The following is a 16,204-nucleotide window of genomic DNA, read 5'->3' as shown; positions in this document are numbered from 1 at the left end:
ATGCCCATTCGCGGGAGCTTCCAGGCGGATACAAGCAGCGTCCCTGATTGAAAGCGAACACCATCGCGCTTGATGCTGGTGCCTGGAAGACGACTTGGCCGGACGCTTGCGAAGGGTGCTATCCGAGATGGTTGTGGGACCCTTGCAGCCTTCGACAGGCCGCTATCGGCATTGCTTTAAAGCCACACATTTTTCAAGGCACTGACATCACCCATGCCAACGGCGCTGTTGGGTTCATCATGTTCGCCTGTAGCAAAAGCGGCCCCCTCGATGTGATAGACCCTCGGTTCTTCCGAAAAATATTTCTCCAGGCCCATCATGAACAGCCGATGGTCTTCACTCGCCTCAAAGCCTGGCGTGTGATCCTCGAGCGATTGCCATCGGACGATCAGGTTGAATTGCTGGGGGGTTTCGATGCCTTGCGCGAGCAAGTGACCGCGGTAACCCTTTGCGCGCCTGAGCAAAGGAGCGACCTCGGCAAATGCACGTCTGAACGTTTCGATGTGTTCCTTGTGGACGGGGAGCAGAGCGATTTCGTAAATCATGGCGTTCCTTTGAAGTGAATTGAACGGTGAAAAACAAGTGCTGACGAGATAAGCCTACGGCTCGACGGCGATCGCGATTTTTCCCTGGAGACCGTTGTTGAGACTCTCCAGCCGGGCATGGGCGAGCGGGATTTCGGCAAGCGAATAGACGGCGCCAACATGGGGCCGCAGCTGACCGCGCGCGATCAATGCGCTCAATTCATCAAGCTTGCCGCGGTTTTGTCTGGTGAAAACGAAGTGATAACTGGCGTTCTTGCCCCAGGCCTGAACGAGGTTTTGTGGCTGCGCAATGTCCACAATCGTGACAACGCGGCCAAGTTGAGCGAGCGCGTCGGGGCTGCGCGACAAGGTGTTGCCGCCGATGGTGTCGAAGATCACATCGACGCCATGGCCAGCCGTTTCCCGAATGATGGCGTCGACGTAATCCTCTTTTTCATAGTCGATGACCACGTCGGCACCCAAACTTCGTGCGAACTCGACGTTTGCTTCGCGCACGGTCGTGAACACCCTGGCGCCCATGGCTTTCGCCAACTGGATCGCCACATGACCGACGCCGCCCGCGCCGCCATGTACCAGAATGCTTTCCCCCACCCTGAGCGCCGCACGTACGACCAGTGCTTCCCATGCCGTCCCGCCGACCAAGGTCAGGCTTGCCGCCTCAAGATGGCTCAGCGAAGGAGGCTTCATTCCGATAATGCTTTGGGCAGCAACGTGGTACTCGGCATAACTGCCAGGCCCATCGAATATTTGCGGGGTGTACCAGACTTCGTCTCCAGGCGCGAAAGCCGTCACGCCCGCCCCGACTGCTTCGACGACACCCGATACGTCATGTCCGGTAATGGCTGGCAGTTGCACCAGGTCGGGATAATCGCCACGCCGGACCTGGTAATCCAGCGGATTGATGGAGGTGGCGTGTACCCGCACCAGGACTTGTCCCGCCTGCGGCACGGGCTTGGGCACGTCGCAGAGTTCGAACGATTCCGGGCCGCCAAATGATTTAAGTATCAACGCTTTCATTGCAGTACCTCGTTTCGACAAAAAGGGATATCGAGATTTTTCGATATCTTGGGGTAAAAAAATCGGGCGATTCTTTCCTATGGTTTCAGCACATTCTAAATCCTCGCTTCGATAAAACGGGATATCGGGATTTACCGATATAACAAAGTAAAAAATTACAGCTCTTTCCCGATGATTTCGGCAAGAACACTGATGGTTGCTTCATTGCGCTTGTAGTAGGTCCACTGACCGATGCGCCTGACTTCGACCAGGCCCACTCGTTGCAGAGTTGCCAGGTAATCGGACACCGTTGACTGCGACAGCCCGACGCCTTCCTGAATACTGCTGACGCAAACGCCCACCGTATGAACGTCACCTTCATCTTGCGCAGGGAAGTTCTTCACCGGGTCCTTCAAACCTTTCAGGATTTCAAGACGCGTGCGGTTGGAGAGAGCTTTGAATATTTCGAGTAAGTCCATGAACGCGAGAGTATCGACATTTACCGATATGTCAATGCGAAAATTAATCGTGTTATGCAGCGTCGGCCCGACTCTGAAGGAACGATCGATTGAATTCCACTCGATAGCAGTCCAGCTTTGTCGAATGGTTGCTGAACAATCTGCCCGCCCCGACTACTTGATCAGGCGTTTTTCCTTGGAGGGGCGGTAGCCGAAGTACGCGCTATAGCATTTGCTGAAATGGCTCGGCGACACGAAACCACACGCCACCAGCACATCCACCTGGGACAGTTCGGTGTGCTGCAACAGGCGCCGCGCTTCGGTGATGCGCAATTCCATGTAATAGCGTTGCGGCGTGGTGCCCAGTTGCTCCTTGAACAAGCGCTCAAGCTGTCGACGCGAACGGCCGGCGTACACCGCCAGTTGCTCCAGCTCCAGCGGCTCTTCGAGGTTGGCGTCCATCAGCTTCACCACCTCGCGCAACGGTGCGCTGACGCACCTGTTTTCGGTCGGTTTGATGCGCCGGTAGCGCGACTCTTCGAAGGCCAGAATGTCTTCGATGCCCTCGACCAGCGCCTTGTCGTGCAGGCCTTTGATCCAGTCCAGCGCCATGTGGAACGCGCCGGACGGGCTGGACGCGGTGAGCCGGTCGCGATCAATCACGTAGGGCTCGCTGGTGACCTGCGCAGCCTTGGCAACTTCCGCGAGAGCGGGACGATGCTCGGGGTGAATCGCGCAACGATAGCCGTCCAGCAAACCCGCACTGCCGAGAAACCACGCACCGTTCCACAACCCGGCCAGGCTAACGCCGTGGTCTGCGGCCGACCGCAACAGACTGGCCAGCTCATCACCGGCCTTCAGTTCGGTACGGTAGCCGCCACAAATAACCAGCAGATCAAGCTCATGAATTGCCGAATGATCGAGCCGCGCATCGGGCCGGATCACCAGCCCCAGATCGCTGACAACCTCGCCCTCGCTCAAGCCGAATGTTCGGGACGCGAACAGTTTGGGCCGCAGCAGATTGGCGGTGACAATCGTGTCCAGCGCCTGGGTGAACGCGGGCAACGAGAAATGTTCGAGCAGCAAAAAGCCTGTTCGTGTGAGTTGAACAGGCTCGTTGGGATTGTCATTCAGATAGCGAAGATTCTTGCCCTTCATGCCTCCGCTAAATTGGCGTCGTTCGATCAATGCTGAGCCACTCGGTTGCGCTGCCCTGGAATAGCCCCATGCTACCCGATTGGCGTCAGGTTGGTTTCAAGGGCGACGTTTCAAATCTGACCGGTGAGCAGTACAGTCATCGTGGTTCTTACCCAGGCCGTCCAATGGTGAATTCGTGTTACGCATTTATTTAGATTGTGTGAGGGTCGCGAGCGCGGCGGTTGTGCTGCTGGGCCTGCTCGCCCCCGGCCTTGTCAACGCCGAGCCACGGCCCGAAAACATGGTGTATTTGCGCTCGATTGACCCAAGCATCGAGCAAGACATGCGCTACGCCGGCGCCCACAACTTCACCGGGCACAGGCTCGATGGCTACGACGCGGCCGAGTGCGTGTTGTCACGCGACACCGCCGAGGCGCTGGCCCGCGTCCAGAAAACCCTGCAAGCCGAGGGCTACGGCTTGAAGGTCTTCGACTGCTATCGCCCGAGCCGCGCGGTGGCCGACATGGGCCGCTTCGCCACTGAACCGGGCGACCCGCGCAAGGTCGAGTTCTACCCGCGCGTCGACAAGCAGGACTTCTGGCGATTGGGCTATGTGGCGCGGGTGTCCGGGCATTCCCGAGGGTCAACCGTCGACCTGACCCTGACAGGCCCGAGCGCCCTGCCCGCTGCCACGTGGTCGCCCTCGGCGGCGCAAGTCGATTGCACCGCACCGTATGAGCAGCGCTGGCATGACGGCGGACTCGACATGGGCACCGGTTATGATTGCTTCGACGAGCGCGCGCACACTGCCAATCCGTCGATCAACGCCACCGCGAAAGCCAATCGCCAACGCCTCGGCAGCGCCATGGAAAAACAGGGTTTTACCGGGTATCCGCAAGAGTGGTGGCACTTCACCCTGGGTAGCAACGGCGCGCAAAGGGACGTGATGGATTTCCCGATCACGCCGCTGAGTTCAAGCGCCGCCGATGTCATCGGCACCAGCGGCCAGTTGATTGTGGTCACCAGCAAACACTGGGATGACCTTCAAGCCAGCGCCCAGCGTTATCAACGCGACGGTTCGGGTTTTGAAAAAGTCGGCGATGCGTTTGCGGTGGTGGTGGGCAAGAACGGCATGGCCTGGGGCAAAGGTTTGAACAGCGCGGTGGCTGACGGCCCGCAAAAACGCGAAGGCGACGGCAAAGCCCCCGCCGGGATTTTCAAGTTAGGCACCGCGTTCGGCTACGACGCCAGCGCCACGACCAAACTGCCCTACCTCGCACTGACGCCGGACACCGAATGCGTCGATGACAGCCAGTCCAGTCACTACAACGCGCTGGTCGACGGGGCCGCAACGGCGAAGGACTGGAACAGCGCCGAACACATGCGCAGCGAGGCTGGCTATCGCCAAGGCATTTTCATCGAGCACAACACGCCGGCCGCCCCGGCCTCGGGCTCGTGCATTTTCTTCCACATCTGGCGCGGCCCCACCTCGCCGACGGCGGGATGCACCGCCATGGACCCGGCCAATATCTCTGCGCTGTTCAACTGGCTGGACCCGCGTCAATCGCCGCTGCTGGTGCAAATGCCCGAAGCGCAATACGAGCAGTTTCGCCAACGCTGGAACCTGCCCCAACGCTGATCAGTCAGGATTTTTTCAGATCCAGGCAATAGGTGTAATACCCCTCATCGCGCACGTAGCCCAAAGACTCATACAAACGTTGCGCGACGAGGTTGTCGGTGGCGGTTTCCAGCGTCATGCCTTTGGCCCCGGTCAGCAGCGCAAAGGCGCGGGCGCTGTTCATCAACTGCGTCGCGACCCCTCGCCCTCGCGCCTCGGGCGTGGTGAACAGGTCGCCGAGCAGCCAGGTGCGGTGCGCATCGATGGAGGAAAACGTCGGGAATAACTGCACGAAACCTAGCGCCGCCCCCGTGACATCTTCGGCGAGGAAAATCACCGATTCGTCACGAGCAATGCGCTCGGCGATGAACGCCCGCGACTGCGTCAGGTTCGAAGGCTGGCCGTAAAAGCCTCGGTAGGCGTCGAATAGGCTAGCGACGGTGTCGATGTGCTGTGCGTCGACGCGCAGGACCTGAACGGCCATGTCTGAACTCTCCAAAAAAAATGGGTTACTTCGGTTGCGCCACCGTGCGCAAGTAAGGTTTCACCGTTTTGAAGCCGTCCGGATATTTCTTTTTCGCGTCTTCATCGGAGACCGAGGTCGGGATGATCACGTCCTCGCCCGGGCGCCAGTTCACTGGTGTGGCAACGGTGTGTTTGGCGTTCAATTGCAACGCGTCCAGCAGGCGCAGCACTTCGTCGAAGTTACGTCCGGCGCTCATGGGATAGATCAGCATCGCCTTGACCTTTTTGTCCGGCCCGATGATGAACACCGAGCGCACGGTGGCGTTGTCCACGGCGGTGCGGGCGCCGCCGCTGGCGTTCGGGTGGATCATGTCATAGAGCTTGGCCACCACCAGATTCTCGTCGCCGATCATCGGATAGTTGACCGCATGGCCCTGGGTTTCTTCGATGTCCTTGGCCCAACTGGCATGGTTGCTGACCGGGTCGACGCTGAGGCCGACGACCTTGGTGTTGCGTTTGTCGAACTCGGGTTTAAGGCCGGCCATGTAGCCGAGTTCCGTGGTGCACACCGGGGTGAAGTCCTTGGGGTGCGAAAACAGGATCGCCCATTTGTCGCCGATCCACTCGTGGAAATGCAGGGTGCCTTCGGTGCTTTCGACGATAAAGTCCGGGGCTTCGTCGCCAATGCGGATGCTCATTTTCGTTCTCCTGGCTGGGGGTCGCAGGGACACCGCCGGCGCGCTGATAACGGCGCCGACGGCGTTCGGAATCCGGGTTGAACCGGTCAACGCGGATCAGTATAGGAGACGCCGGAAGACACGTTGGCCGCCGTCCACGCTCGATCAAGCCCCACGAACGGCGCCTTGGCCCACACGACCTTGCCGCCGACCAGTGTCAGCAGCACGTTATTGCGCGCCAGTTGATCCTCGGGCACTTGCATGAAGTTCTTGTCCAGCACGATCAGGTCGGCGAACTTGCCGACTTCGACCGAGCCGACAACCGTGTCCAGTTTCAACTGCTCGGCAGCGTTGAGGGTGATGGTGCGCAGTACTTCGGCGCGCGACAGCGCCGGGTCGGCGTTCAATCTGCCCGCGTACTTGGGGCCGTAACTGTGCGGGTTCAGCGGATCGCCCGAGCGGGTGACGCCGACCTTCAGCGCGAGGAATTCGTCGAGCGGATCGACCGGCCAGTCGCTGCCATACGCCACGCGACCACCGGCGAGGGCGATGCTGCCCGACGGTTCCATGCGCGCAAATCGCGCGACGCCCAAATGTTCGCTGGTGCCGTCAACGGTCGACGGCGCCTGCTGCGCCCACTGGAAGGACATGTTGGCGGTCACGTCGAGTGCCTTGAAGCGCGGATAGTCAGCGGGGTCCACTGATTCGTTGTGGGTGATGGTCGGGCGAAACGCGTTGCCCGGCAGCTGCTGGCGCACGTATTCGATAGCGTCCAGCGAGTCTCGCACCGCACGGTCGCCGGTGGCGTGAAGGTGGGGATCGAAGCCGGCCTGCACGGCTTGCAACAGCAGCGGCTTGAGCACTTGCGCCGGGAAATACAACTCGCCGACATTTTTGCCCGGCGCCCACTTCGGCGCCTTGTCGGTGCCGGCGTTGTGCAGGTACGGCGTCAGCATCGCGCCGGTGTCGGCCGGCGCATTGATGATGCCGTCCATGAACAGTTTGACGTGACGCATGCTCACGCCCGGCGCGACCTTGGTTTCGCCCTGGTCGTAGACGTTGGCCAGGGTCTTGGCCTCGGCGATGGTTTTCACCGGGTCCGCCGCCGCAGCCGACGGGTCCAGTTTGATCGCCAGCAAGGCCCGCGCCGTGAGTTCGCCGGATTGCTGCAGGCTGGTGAAGGCTTTGCCATTCTCCGGCCCCGACAACGCATCGAAGAAACTGGTGATGCCTTGCTGGCGCATGGCGTCGAGCGCCGCGCGAATCTGGATCAGCTTCTCGGCATCGGTGGCGGCCGGCACCACGGCCGCCATGGCATCGGCGGCACCGTCCTCGCAAATCCCGTTCGGATTGCCGGCGGCATCGCGCACGTATTTGCCATCCCCCGGATTGGCCGTGTGCTTATTGATGCCGGCCACTTCCAGGCCGCGCGAGTTGGTCAGCACGGTGTGAAAGTCGGTGGAACGCACTTGAATCGGCCGCTTGGTGTTCAGCGCATCCAGCGTCGATTTATCCGGGTCGCCGTCGAGCCCGTCCATGCCCATGCGATCCCAACTGCCCACTTCCAGCCACACGTCCGGGCCTTTGTCCTTGTCGGCATCCAGGCACGCCTGAATGGTTTGCTGAAACACCTGGCGCGTCATCGTCTCGTACTTCAGATCGCACAGTGTCATGGCGCGACCGCCATCCCCCGGATGCATGTGCGCGTCGATGAAGCCCGGCATCAGCATGCGCCCGGCCAGATCGATCAGTTGCGTCTGCTTGCCAACGTAGGCGGAAACGCCTTCATTGCTGCCGACATAGACAATCTTGCCGCCCGTTACCGCAATCGCTTGCTGCACCGAATTGTTGCCATCGACGGTATAGACATAGCCATTGCGCAGGACCATGTCGGCGCCTGTCGAACCCTGCGTCTGACACCCGACCAACGCCATGCCGGAAACAGCCGTTGCCGCCGCAACGCCAATAAACAACCTGGAAAATTTCAAATGCCTCACCTCTGTTTTTATAGTTTTGAAGGTGGCCCGAACGGGCTGCCGCACCCTTTGATATGCAGGGCATACCCTATAGCGCGCGGCGCGCGGTGGGACCTCTGCAAATGAGGAGGGGTAAGGCAAATAGTTGAGCGCTCAGGCGTTACTCGCGGCGCGTTGCATCCGCCGACGCGTGTGGCGAACGCAGCACATAACCCAGTTCGACCTTGCTCTTGACGCCAAGCTGCAAGTAGCAGTTGCGCAAATACGTGCGCACGGTCGCCGGGCTCAAAGTAAGGATTTTGGCGATTTCCTTGTAGGAATGCCCGGCCGCGAACAGCATGGCTGCCGTCCGTTCGCGAGGCGCCAGCACCGCCCCGCGCGCCTGCGTTTCAAGGGACAGAATCACTTGATCGGCGTTCGGGCTCAGCGTCAGCGCACACCGGCCGAGGCGCATGACACACGGCGCTGTAGGCAGCTGCGCAATGACCTGCGCCGGCAGCATCGAACCGCTCCAACCCGGCAATTCACGCTGAATCGCGGCGCACAGCGTGGCCCCGACGAACAGCAGACGACCGTCCAGCCGAGCGACGCCAAAATCGCTCGCCCCGCTGCCTGTGTCGAAGCGAATCATGTCCTGTACTTGAAAGCGCCACAGCTGCAACAGGTGATCGCAGAATGCCGAGAACAGCTGGGCTTCGTCGTCGCTGAACGCCGGTGCGCCCGCGCCACGGTAGAGACAGACGAAAAACATCAGGCCACTTTCCGGCAATTCGAAAGTGATGCACATCGGGTGGTAGAGATCGTGGCGCCGGGCGAAGGCGTCCACTTGTGCATCGGGATCCGTGAAACCGCTGTCTCGTACGACTGCACCGGGCTGACTCAGGGTGTCATGGGAAAACTTGTCGCTGCCCGCGCTCTGGTGCCATTCGGCAGCGAACGACTCGGGCAGATTGATCCGTCCGTGCATCCAGCTTTTCGGCGGTGCGTCGGCGACCGACGCCGACATCTCGCCCCACCAGGCTGACGCGAAAGGCACGAGTTGGCGAAAGGATTGCAGGCCGTCGGCGATGAATTCGGCGGCGCCGCAATCCCGGGCAAGGCGCCCGAGGTGTAGCACGCAATGGTTGAACGCCCGCAGTGTCTCCATCGACATGGTTGCGCCCGAATCATCAGTTGCTTGCATCGAACACGTTCCGTATTGAAAAGAGTTAATTACGTGAAGTTCGCCGCGAGGGCAACGGTGACGAATGAGTCATCCATCGACCGGCAGTCTTCGCCGCTGGCCCTAACGCTATATAGTTTTGTATATTGCGAAGCTCAAAACGCCAAGACACTCTCATGAGCCGCATTCGCCAGCATAACCAACACCTCATTCTGGAGGCCGCCAGCGAAGAGTTCGCGGCCAGGGGCTTCGATGCCACGCAGACCCGCGACATCGCGGCGCGCGCAGGGGTGCCCAAGGCGAATCTCTATTACTACTTTCACAGCAAGGAAAATCTCTACGCCAAGGTGTTGCTGGGTTTCGTCCAGCCATTGCTGGAGGCGTCCGCCGTGTTGCGTGAAAGTGATAATCCGATCGCCGGGTTGCAAGCCTACATCACCGCGCGGATCCGGATCGCTCGGGAACACCCGCACATCGCCAAGGTGTTCAGCGGCGAATTGTTGCTGGGGGGCCGGCAATTGCCGCAGGAGTGCCGCGACCTGCTGTACGCCGAGGCCCAGCGCAATGTCGAGTGCCTGCGCAGCTGGATCGACCGCGGGTTGCTGGCGCCGGTGGACCCGGAGCATTTGATGCTGTTCATCTGGTCAGCCACCCGCACCTACACGAATCTGGGTTGGCAGATGGCGCATATCACCGGGCGGCAGGCGCCCCAGGATGAGGATTACGCCATGGCGGCAGCGACGATTACACGGCTGGTGCTGGAGGGCGTAGTGCCGGAGGTTGCGCAAACACGAAGCGTGTTGCTGTTTGCGACATGAAGGGCATCGGGATCTGCCGTTCGCGCGTCATGCCTACGCGTTGACACCTCGGGCATTATCGGTCACGGCCTGTACCCCTTCGCGATTTCGCGCGGCAGCGCGCGCACTACAGATCGGCTGCGGGGCGCAGAGCATGAATCTGCGTGGCTGATTCTGCGTTTGAAAACCGGAGCGGGTTAAACGCGGATTTCGCGGGTCGGCAGGACGTCGATCCGCGCGACAGGCCCGGTCAGATGCCCCAGCTCCGCGTTGTACCCGGCGATGATGTCTTCGGCGGTGAGGTGGCCGTCGTCGACGGTGGAATGCGCGTCGGCCGCCAGGACTACTTCGTAACCCAGGGTCAGTGCCTGGCGCACGGTGGCGTTGATGCAGTAATCGGTTTGCAGGCCACAAATGATCAGCCGTTCAAAATCCTCTAACGGCAGCAGCTTTTGCAGGTTGGTCTTGTAGAACGAATCCGGTGTGGTTTTGCGTACGCGCTGGTCTTCGGGTGAAGTGTCCAGGCTTTCGGCCAGTTGCCAGCCTTCGGCGTCGTGCGCCAACGGGCTTCCCACTTCTTCGTGCTGGATCAGGATGACCGGTATGCCGGCATCGCGAGCCCTGGCACTCAGGCCGTTGATGTTGGCAATGACGCGTTCAATATCAAAACATTTGTACTCGCCGGCGCAGAGGGCGCGCTGGACATCGATGATCAACAGTGCGGTCGCCATGGGTCCATCCTTGCAATGTCGGTGAATCAGGGGACAGAAAATAAATCCGCCCCCTGATAAAAACAAGCCTCAATAACCGAGCGACAACCCGGTATTACGCCGAGGATCGTTGGCGCCGTAGAAACGGTTTTTGCCGACCGGTTTGCCACCCAGCGAAGGTGCGCCGACCAGAATCGCCGCGACGTGGTTGGCGTCTTGCGGACCGGCAAACTTGTGACCCCAGCTCTCGAGTATCTTCACCGTATCCGGGCTGGTGGTGAAGGTTTCGAGGTTGGTCTCTTCCGGCAGCCATTGCTGGTGGAAACGTGGCGCGTCGACCGCTTCCTGAATGTTCATGCCGTAGTCGATCACGTTGAGCATGGTCAGCAGGGTCGCGGTGATGATGCGACTGCCGCCTGGAGTGCCGACCACCATCACGACTTTACCGTCCTTGGTGACGATGGTCGGGCTCATGGACGACAGCGGCGCCTTGCCCGGCGCGATGGCATTGGCTTCGCCCTGCACCAGGCCGTACATGTTCGGCACGCCGATTTTAGAGGTGAAGTCGTCCATTTCATCGTTAAGGATGACCCCGGTTTTGCTGGCCATGACGCCGGCACCAAACCAGTCGTTGAGGGTATAGGTCATCGACACCGCGTTGCCCGATTTGTCGACGATGGAGAAGTGCGTGGTGTTGCTGCCCTCATGTGGCGCTACGCCAGGTTTGATCTCGCGGGACACGCCGGCCTTTTGCGGGTCGATCGCGGCGCGAAGTTTGGTCGCGTAGTTTTTATCCAGCAAATGAGCGATTGGATTCTTCACGAAATCCGGGTCGCCGAGGTAGCTGTTACGGTCCACATACGCGTGGCGCATCGCTTCGATCTGGTAATGCATGCCTTGGGCCGAGCGGTAACCGAGGTCTTTCATCGGGTAACCGTCGAGGATGTTCATGATCTCGCAGATCACCACCCCGCCAGAGCTTGGCGGCGGCGCCGAGACCACGTGATAGCCACGGTAATCGCATTCAATCGGCGCCAGTTCGCGGGTCTTGTACTTGTCGAGATCGGCCTGGGTGATGATGCCTTTGTTGGCCTGACTGGAGGTAACGATGGCGTCGGCCACCCAACCTTTATAGAAGCCGTCCGTGCCCTTCTCGGAAATTTCCCGCAGGGTTTTGGCCAGGTCCTTCTGCACCAGTTTGTCGCCGACCTGCATTGGCTCGCCGTTTTTCAGGAAGATCGAGCCTGAATCGCGCATGTCCTTTTTGAAGACATCGGTCGCGTAATCCAGCAGGTCGACATCGCCCTGCTCCAGCACAAACCCGTCTTCGGCGAGCTTGATGGCCGGGGCAATCACTTCCTTGCGCGGTTTGGTGCCGTATTTCGTCAGCGCCAGCTCCATGCCCGACACGGTGCCCGGCACGCCGACGGCCAAATGGCCACGGGTGCTGAGGTCGGGAATGACGTTGCCGGCCTTGTCGAGGTACATGTCGGCGGTGGCCGCCAGCGGTGCTTTTTCACGGAAATCGAGGAAGGTCTTGCGCCCGTCGGCCAGCTGAATGGTCATGAAACCACCGCCGCCGAGGTTACCCGCCGCGGGATACACCACGGCCAGTGCATAAGCCACCGCAACGGCAGCATCGACGGCATTGCCGCCGCTTTTGAGCACATCGACGCCCACATGGGAGGCCAGGTGCTGGGCGGTGACGACCATGCCGTTTTCGGCGGCGACCGGCGCTACGGACGCCGCGTGGGCAGTGAGGCAACTCAGTACCAATGAGGTCGCAATGAGCGATCTGGCAAAAGGTTCGAACTTCATGATTCAGTCTCTTTTTGTTTTTGGTTATGTAAAAACAGGATGAACGCTTCAAGAGCAGTAGGCAGTATGGCTGGGATTACGGTTTGCGCCTCCCGATCGAGGCGGTATGTTGAACATCTGTTCAGCCTTTTGCGGAGTCCGTCGGCATGCTTTACACCTTCACCACCCTGGCGTCTCCGGTCGGCGAATTGAAGCTGGTGGCGAACGGCTCACGACTGGCAGCCATCCTCTGGGAAAACGACAAACCGGGTCGGGTCAGGCTGGGGCCGATGACTGCAGCCCCAGACACTCCGATCCTTTTACGCACCGCTCAACAATTGCAGGAATACTTCGCCGGTACCCGCAATCGCTTTGAGTTGGAGCTGGATTTCTCCGGCACCGACTTTCAGAAACAGGTCTGGCAAGCGCTGCTGACCATCCCGTTTGGCGAAACGCGCAGCTACAGCGAAATCGCCCGACAGATCGGCAACCCCAGCGCGGTTCGGGCGGTGGGCGCAGCGAATGGCAAGAACCCGATATCGATCGTTGCACCCTGCCATCGGGTGATTGGTGCCTCGGGAAAACTGACCGGGTTTGCCGGCGGGCTTGAGGCGAAAGAGCGGCTACTGACGCTTGAAGGTTGCGCGTGGTCGGGCGTCAGCAGGACCGGGGATTTGTTCTGACTGACGCTCAGGCGTTATCGAAGATGTTTTTCATCGCCGCATATTGCAGCAGCATGATGGTCTTCGCATCGCAGATTTCACCGCGATAAAACGCGTCGAGCGCCTCGTCGAATCGCCACTCCAGCACTTCCAGCTCCTCGGTTTCTTCCGCCAGACCGCCGCCCTCGCCGACTTTCGACGACGCGTCATATTCGGCAATAAAGAAGTGCAACTTTTCCGTTACCGAACCAGGACTCATGTACGACTCGAACACCTTCTGCACATGGTGCACGCGGTAGCCGGTTTCCTCCTCCGCTTCGGCGCGAATACGCTCTTCGGGCGCAGCGCCCTCAAGCAGTCCGGCCGCGACTTCAATCAGCAGGCCATCGTGACCGTTGACGAACACCGGCAACCGGAACTGCCGCGTGAGCACCACGGTTTTCCGTTCCCGGTTAAACAGCAAAATCGCCGCGCCGTTGCCCCGGTCGTAGACTTCACGGGTCTGCCGTTGCCAGTCACCGTTGTTGCGCAGGTAGTCAAAGGTGATTTTCTTGAGCAAGTACCAGTCGTGGGACAACACCTGAGATTCGATGATGTTGACCCGCTCGGCGGTGTTGGGCATGACAATTCATTCCTTTTTCTGTCAGAAGGGCAGCCATGGTAGGCGAAAACAAAAAGCCCGGCAGCGCTGCCAGGCTTGTTTTTTACCGCTGACGGGCGATGTCGGGCCTCGCCGCCAATTGTTCCTGGGGCGTCAGCAGCTTGCCGTGAATCAACGGCCCATAACGGCGGCTGAATTCCCAGTCATACGGCACACCGGCGTCGTCAACCCCGCCGTCCCAGTTCACCGACCAGGTCATCAGGCCCCTGATCGGATAGCCTTTGATGGCCAGTCGCTTCATGGCATTGCCAACGTCCACCGCGTTGATCACATACCCGGTAGCGGCGGCATCGACGTTGGCGGGCAAGCCAATGACGAACTTATCCGCCGCAATCCTGGTGAACCCGCGAGTACCGGTGACGAGGCTTTCTGTCAGGTAGAACAGAAAGTCCTCCTTCATCGCGTCGTTGTTCTGCGCGATCCACGCCCCGTTGTCGTTATTGGCTTCCGGCACCCAGATGCCGTCGCCGCCCTGGTTGTAAAACTGCGGGGCGATGAAGTCGTAATAACCATCGAGTGCCTGAAGATAATCGACATATTTGCCGGCCGTGGCGAGGTACGGAAACTCAGGCGCCATGCTGATGATGAAATGCTTGCCTTCACCGACGTAGTGATCCTTGACCAGTTTCAGCGCGGCGGGCAGCACGGTCTTGTTGTCGGCGTAATCAATCGCCCGCTGCTCAAGATCGATATCCAGCCCATCAAAACCGTAGGTTTCCACCAGACGGATGATTTCGTTGGCCAATGGCTGCTCATTGCCTTTTTGCAACTCGATGTGGGCATCGGCGCCACCGAGGGAAATCAGCACCGCCCGGCCCTGGCTGTTCAGCACGCCGACCTGGCGACGAAACTCGGCGTCACTCAGGTTGCAGGGCTTGAAGGTCGGGATGCCGTTGCCTTTCATGAAGGCCACCGCCACGACGTTGTAGGCGCTTGGCACATCTTCGAGGGCGATATTGGCGAATCGGCCACGCTGATAACCGTCGCTGTGGCCGGCTGGCCAATTGTGCCAAAAGCCCATCAGGATTTTTTTGCCGGCAAGGGTTGGCATCAATGAAGCGGCGTCGCTCAGTGGTGATTTGAGTAACGAAAAGTCGATTTTTGACATGTTCTAATCCTTCAGAACGTGTTGGGTTTAAACGCGGTTGCGTTACTTGAGATCCACGTCGAACGCTGGAGAGAAGGCGATGCTGACTTGCCAGCCAGCCAACACTTGCATGGAAACCACGCCGCAACTGGCTGGGGCGGTGACACGACCGTGGCGTACCGTGGCTTGCGCCTGTGATTGCTTCATTTTTCACTCCGTTGATTTAAGAACTCTCCTTCCCGAGAAGAGGCCTTAAACCTAACGGAGCTGGTTTTTTTGTCCATGGGGACATTTTCGGTGTCGGCAATGGCTTTCTAAGAAAACGCCCCGCAAATACTGGATGCATGACCAGTATTATCGATCAACGCCTACCTGCACCGTGGCCAAAGGATTACAGCGCGAGGTAACGATCAGCTTCAGGACAGCTGCGCCTGGTATTCCTTCTCATACTGCCCGGCCAGGGATTCCTTCTGTTTGTCGTCCAGCAGCTTGCCGGCCATCTGGAAGAACTTCTGCTCTTCTTCCTTCAGGTGGTGATGAACCTTCTCAGACAGCTTCTTCGCGGTTGCCAGCCACGCCGGGCTGGACATCTCGGTCTCATCCAGTTCTTCCATCATCTCGTCCATCTCGTGATGCTCGGAGATGGCATGGCGGCTCAGGTCGACGCCGTTATCGAACTCCATCAGCGGGATATAGAAATGGCGCTCCTCGGCGGTTTCGTGGGCCTGGAGTTCGGACTTGAGCTGCTTGTAAGCTTCGACCCGCTCCGGGGTGTCGCCGCTGGTTTTGACCAACGCGTCGGCATAACTGCGCTGGCGGTCATGGCTTTCGCGCAGGGCTTCAAAAATATTCATGGTGTGTCCTCATTGGCGGCGTTCTGGAATGACGCTATTTAGGCTAGACAGCCGCCAATGAGCGACGGTTCCACCCGCATCAGGGGGATAGAACAATCGTCGCAAGCCGGATAATCTCCCGCTTCATCGCCATAAGGATGTAGCCCATGACCCTGAGAATCGAACGGTCGCAAGACCCCACCCAAGAAGAGCGCGAAGCGATCCTCGCACCGCTGCGAGCCTATAACGCGGCGCAAGCCGGGCCGGGTAATCCGCAACCACTGGCCTTGCTGGTGCGTGACGACAACGGCGAGATCCTGGGTGGACTGTACGGCCGGTTTTTCTACCAGTGGTTGTTCATTGAATTGCTGTCCGTGCCGGAACAGGCCAGGGGACTGGGCATGGGCTCGCAACTGATGCAGATGGCCGAAGACCTGGCGCGAGAGAAGGAATGCGTGGGGATCTGGCTGGACACCTTCGACTTTCAGGCGCCTGAGTTCTACAAAAAACTGGGCTACAGCGAGTTAGGCCAGATTACCGACTACCCGCCCGGCCATCAGCGCTTCTTTTTCCAGAAGCGCCTGATCAATAACGCATAAACGCTGGAGTAGCAGGCCTGCCGG

The 16,204-nt window shown here is 59.6% G+C and carries 18 protein-coding genes; 4 read left to right on the top strand and 14 right to left on the bottom strand.

What is annotated here, in order from left to right:
• Positions 1–176 precede the first annotated feature (176 nt).
• The 4 genes from ACQKP4_RS08790 to ACQKP4_RS08775 form a co-directional block, all read right to left on the bottom strand.
• On the bottom strand, positions 177–545 hold the full coding sequence (locus ACQKP4_RS08790) for an antibiotic biosynthesis monooxygenase family protein (RefSeq protein ID WP_427632249.1): 369 nt from the start codon (positions 543–545) through the stop codon (positions 177–179).
• 54 nt (positions 546–599) lie between these two features.
• On the bottom strand, positions 600–1,562 hold the full coding sequence (locus tag ACQKP4_RS08785; protein ID WP_427632247.1) for a zinc-dependent alcohol dehydrogenase family protein: 963 nt from the start codon (positions 1,560–1,562) through the stop codon (positions 600–602).
• Positions 1,563–1,717: 155 nt separating this feature from the next.
• Positions 1,718–2,020 (bottom strand): ArsR/SmtB family transcription factor, encoded by a 303-nt coding sequence (locus tag ACQKP4_RS08780; protein ID WP_427632246.1) that lies wholly within the window; start codon positions 2,018–2,020, stop codon positions 1,718–1,720.
• Positions 2,021–2,173: 153 nt separating this feature from the next.
• On the bottom strand, positions 2,174–3,157 hold the full coding sequence (locus ACQKP4_RS08775; protein WP_427632244.1) for a GlxA family transcriptional regulator: 984 nt from the start codon (positions 3,155–3,157) through the stop codon (positions 2,174–2,176).
• A 280-nt stretch (positions 3,158–3,437) separates the two neighbouring features.
• On the opposite strand from ACQKP4_RS08775, the gene ACQKP4_RS08770 reads away from it, so the two are divergent.
• A complete protein-coding gene (locus tag ACQKP4_RS08770; RefSeq protein ID WP_427632320.1) occupies positions 3,438–4,775 on the top strand; it encodes a M15 family metallopeptidase in 1,338 nt (445 codons plus the stop codon).
• Positions 4,776–4,779: 4 nt separating this feature from the next.
• On the opposite strand, the gene ACQKP4_RS08765 is transcribed toward ACQKP4_RS08770, so the two are convergent.
• From ACQKP4_RS08765 to ACQKP4_RS08750, 4 genes are all read right to left on the bottom strand, one after another.
• On the bottom strand, positions 4,780–5,238 hold the full coding sequence (locus ACQKP4_RS08765) for a GNAT family N-acetyltransferase (RefSeq protein ID WP_427632242.1): 459 nt from the start codon (positions 5,236–5,238) through the stop codon (positions 4,780–4,782).
• A 25-nt stretch (positions 5,239–5,263) separates the two neighbouring features.
• Positions 5,264–5,917: a peroxiredoxin gene (locus ACQKP4_RS08760; RefSeq protein ID WP_427632240.1), complete on the bottom strand. Its 654-nt coding sequence runs from the start codon at positions 5,915–5,917 to the stop codon at positions 5,264–5,266.
• Positions 5,918–6,003: 86 nt separating this feature from the next.
• Entirely contained in the window at positions 6,004–7,884 is a 1,881-nt protein-coding gene (locus ACQKP4_RS08755) for an amidohydrolase (RefSeq protein WP_427632238.1), read from the bottom strand.
• A 148-nt stretch (positions 7,885–8,032) separates the two neighbouring features.
• The gene (locus tag ACQKP4_RS08750; protein WP_427632236.1) at positions 8,033–9,055 is read right to left on the bottom strand and encodes a helix-turn-helix transcriptional regulator; all 1,023 of its coding nucleotides are present in this window, start codon (positions 9,053–9,055) and stop codon (positions 8,033–8,035) included.
• A 155-nt stretch (positions 9,056–9,210) separates the two neighbouring features.
• Between ACQKP4_RS08750 and ACQKP4_RS08745 the strand changes: the two genes are divergently transcribed.
• A complete protein-coding gene (locus ACQKP4_RS08745) occupies positions 9,211–9,852 on the top strand; it encodes a TetR/AcrR family transcriptional regulator (RefSeq protein WP_427632234.1) in 642 nt (213 codons plus the stop codon).
• A 176-nt stretch (positions 9,853–10,028) separates the two neighbouring features.
• Here ACQKP4_RS08745 and ACQKP4_RS08740 read toward each other — a convergent pair whose 3' ends face one another.
• Positions 10,029–10,562 carry a cysteine hydrolase family protein gene (locus ACQKP4_RS08740; RefSeq protein ID WP_427632233.1) on the bottom strand — a complete coding sequence of 178 codons (534 nt, stop codon included), beginning with the start codon at positions 10,560–10,562 and terminating at the stop codon, positions 10,029–10,031.
• Between the two features lie 69 nt (positions 10,563–10,631).
• Positions 10,632–12,359 carry a gamma-glutamyltransferase gene (gene ggt / locus ACQKP4_RS08735; protein ID WP_427632231.1) on the bottom strand — a complete coding sequence of 576 codons (1,728 nt, stop codon included), beginning with the start codon at positions 12,357–12,359 and terminating at the stop codon, positions 10,632–10,634.
• 146 nt (positions 12,360–12,505) lie between these two features.
• Here ggt and ACQKP4_RS08730 point away from each other — a divergent pair, with 146 nt between their 5' ends.
• Positions 12,506–13,021 (top strand): methylated-DNA--[protein]-cysteine S-methyltransferase, encoded by a 516-nt coding sequence (locus tag ACQKP4_RS08730; RefSeq protein WP_427632230.1) that lies wholly within the window; start codon positions 12,506–12,508, stop codon positions 13,019–13,021.
• Positions 13,022–13,028: 7 nt separating this feature from the next.
• Here the strand turns inward: ACQKP4_RS08730 and ACQKP4_RS08725 are convergent, their stop codons facing one another.
• From ACQKP4_RS08725 to ACQKP4_RS08710, 4 genes are all read right to left on the bottom strand, one after another.
• Positions 13,029–13,622, bottom strand: a complete 594-nt coding sequence (locus tag ACQKP4_RS08725) for an NUDIX domain-containing protein (protein WP_427632228.1) — start codon at positions 13,620–13,622, stop codon at positions 13,029–13,031.
• Between the two features lie 82 nt (positions 13,623–13,704).
• Positions 13,705–14,769: a chitinase gene (locus ACQKP4_RS08720; protein ID WP_427632226.1), complete on the bottom strand. Its 1,065-nt coding sequence runs from the start codon at positions 14,767–14,769 to the stop codon at positions 13,705–13,707.
• Between the two features lie 42 nt (positions 14,770–14,811).
• Positions 14,812–14,955: a hypothetical protein gene (locus tag ACQKP4_RS08715; RefSeq protein ID WP_427632224.1), complete on the bottom strand. Its 144-nt coding sequence runs from the start codon at positions 14,953–14,955 to the stop codon at positions 14,812–14,814.
• A gap of 209 nt (positions 14,956–15,164) precedes the next feature.
• Entirely contained in the window at positions 15,165–15,602 is a 438-nt protein-coding gene (locus tag ACQKP4_RS08710) for a hemerythrin domain-containing protein (protein ID WP_427632222.1), read from the bottom strand.
• A 146-nt stretch (positions 15,603–15,748) separates the two neighbouring features.
• Here ACQKP4_RS08710 and ACQKP4_RS08705 point away from each other — a divergent pair, with 146 nt between their 5' ends.
• The gene (locus tag ACQKP4_RS08705; protein WP_427632220.1) at positions 15,749–16,180 is read left to right on the top strand and encodes a GNAT family N-acetyltransferase; all 432 of its coding nucleotides are present in this window, start codon (positions 15,749–15,751) and stop codon (positions 16,178–16,180) included.
• Positions 16,181–16,204 lie beyond the last annotated feature (24 nt).

This window comes from Pseudomonas sp. NPDC086278, from assembly GCF_050280905.1.
Taxonomy (GTDB): domain Bacteria; phylum Pseudomonadota; class Gammaproteobacteria; order Pseudomonadales; family Pseudomonadaceae; genus Aquipseudomonas.
The sequence above is the reverse complement of the archived record's forward strand: the minus strand, read 5'-3'. Positions and strand labels throughout refer to the sequence as shown.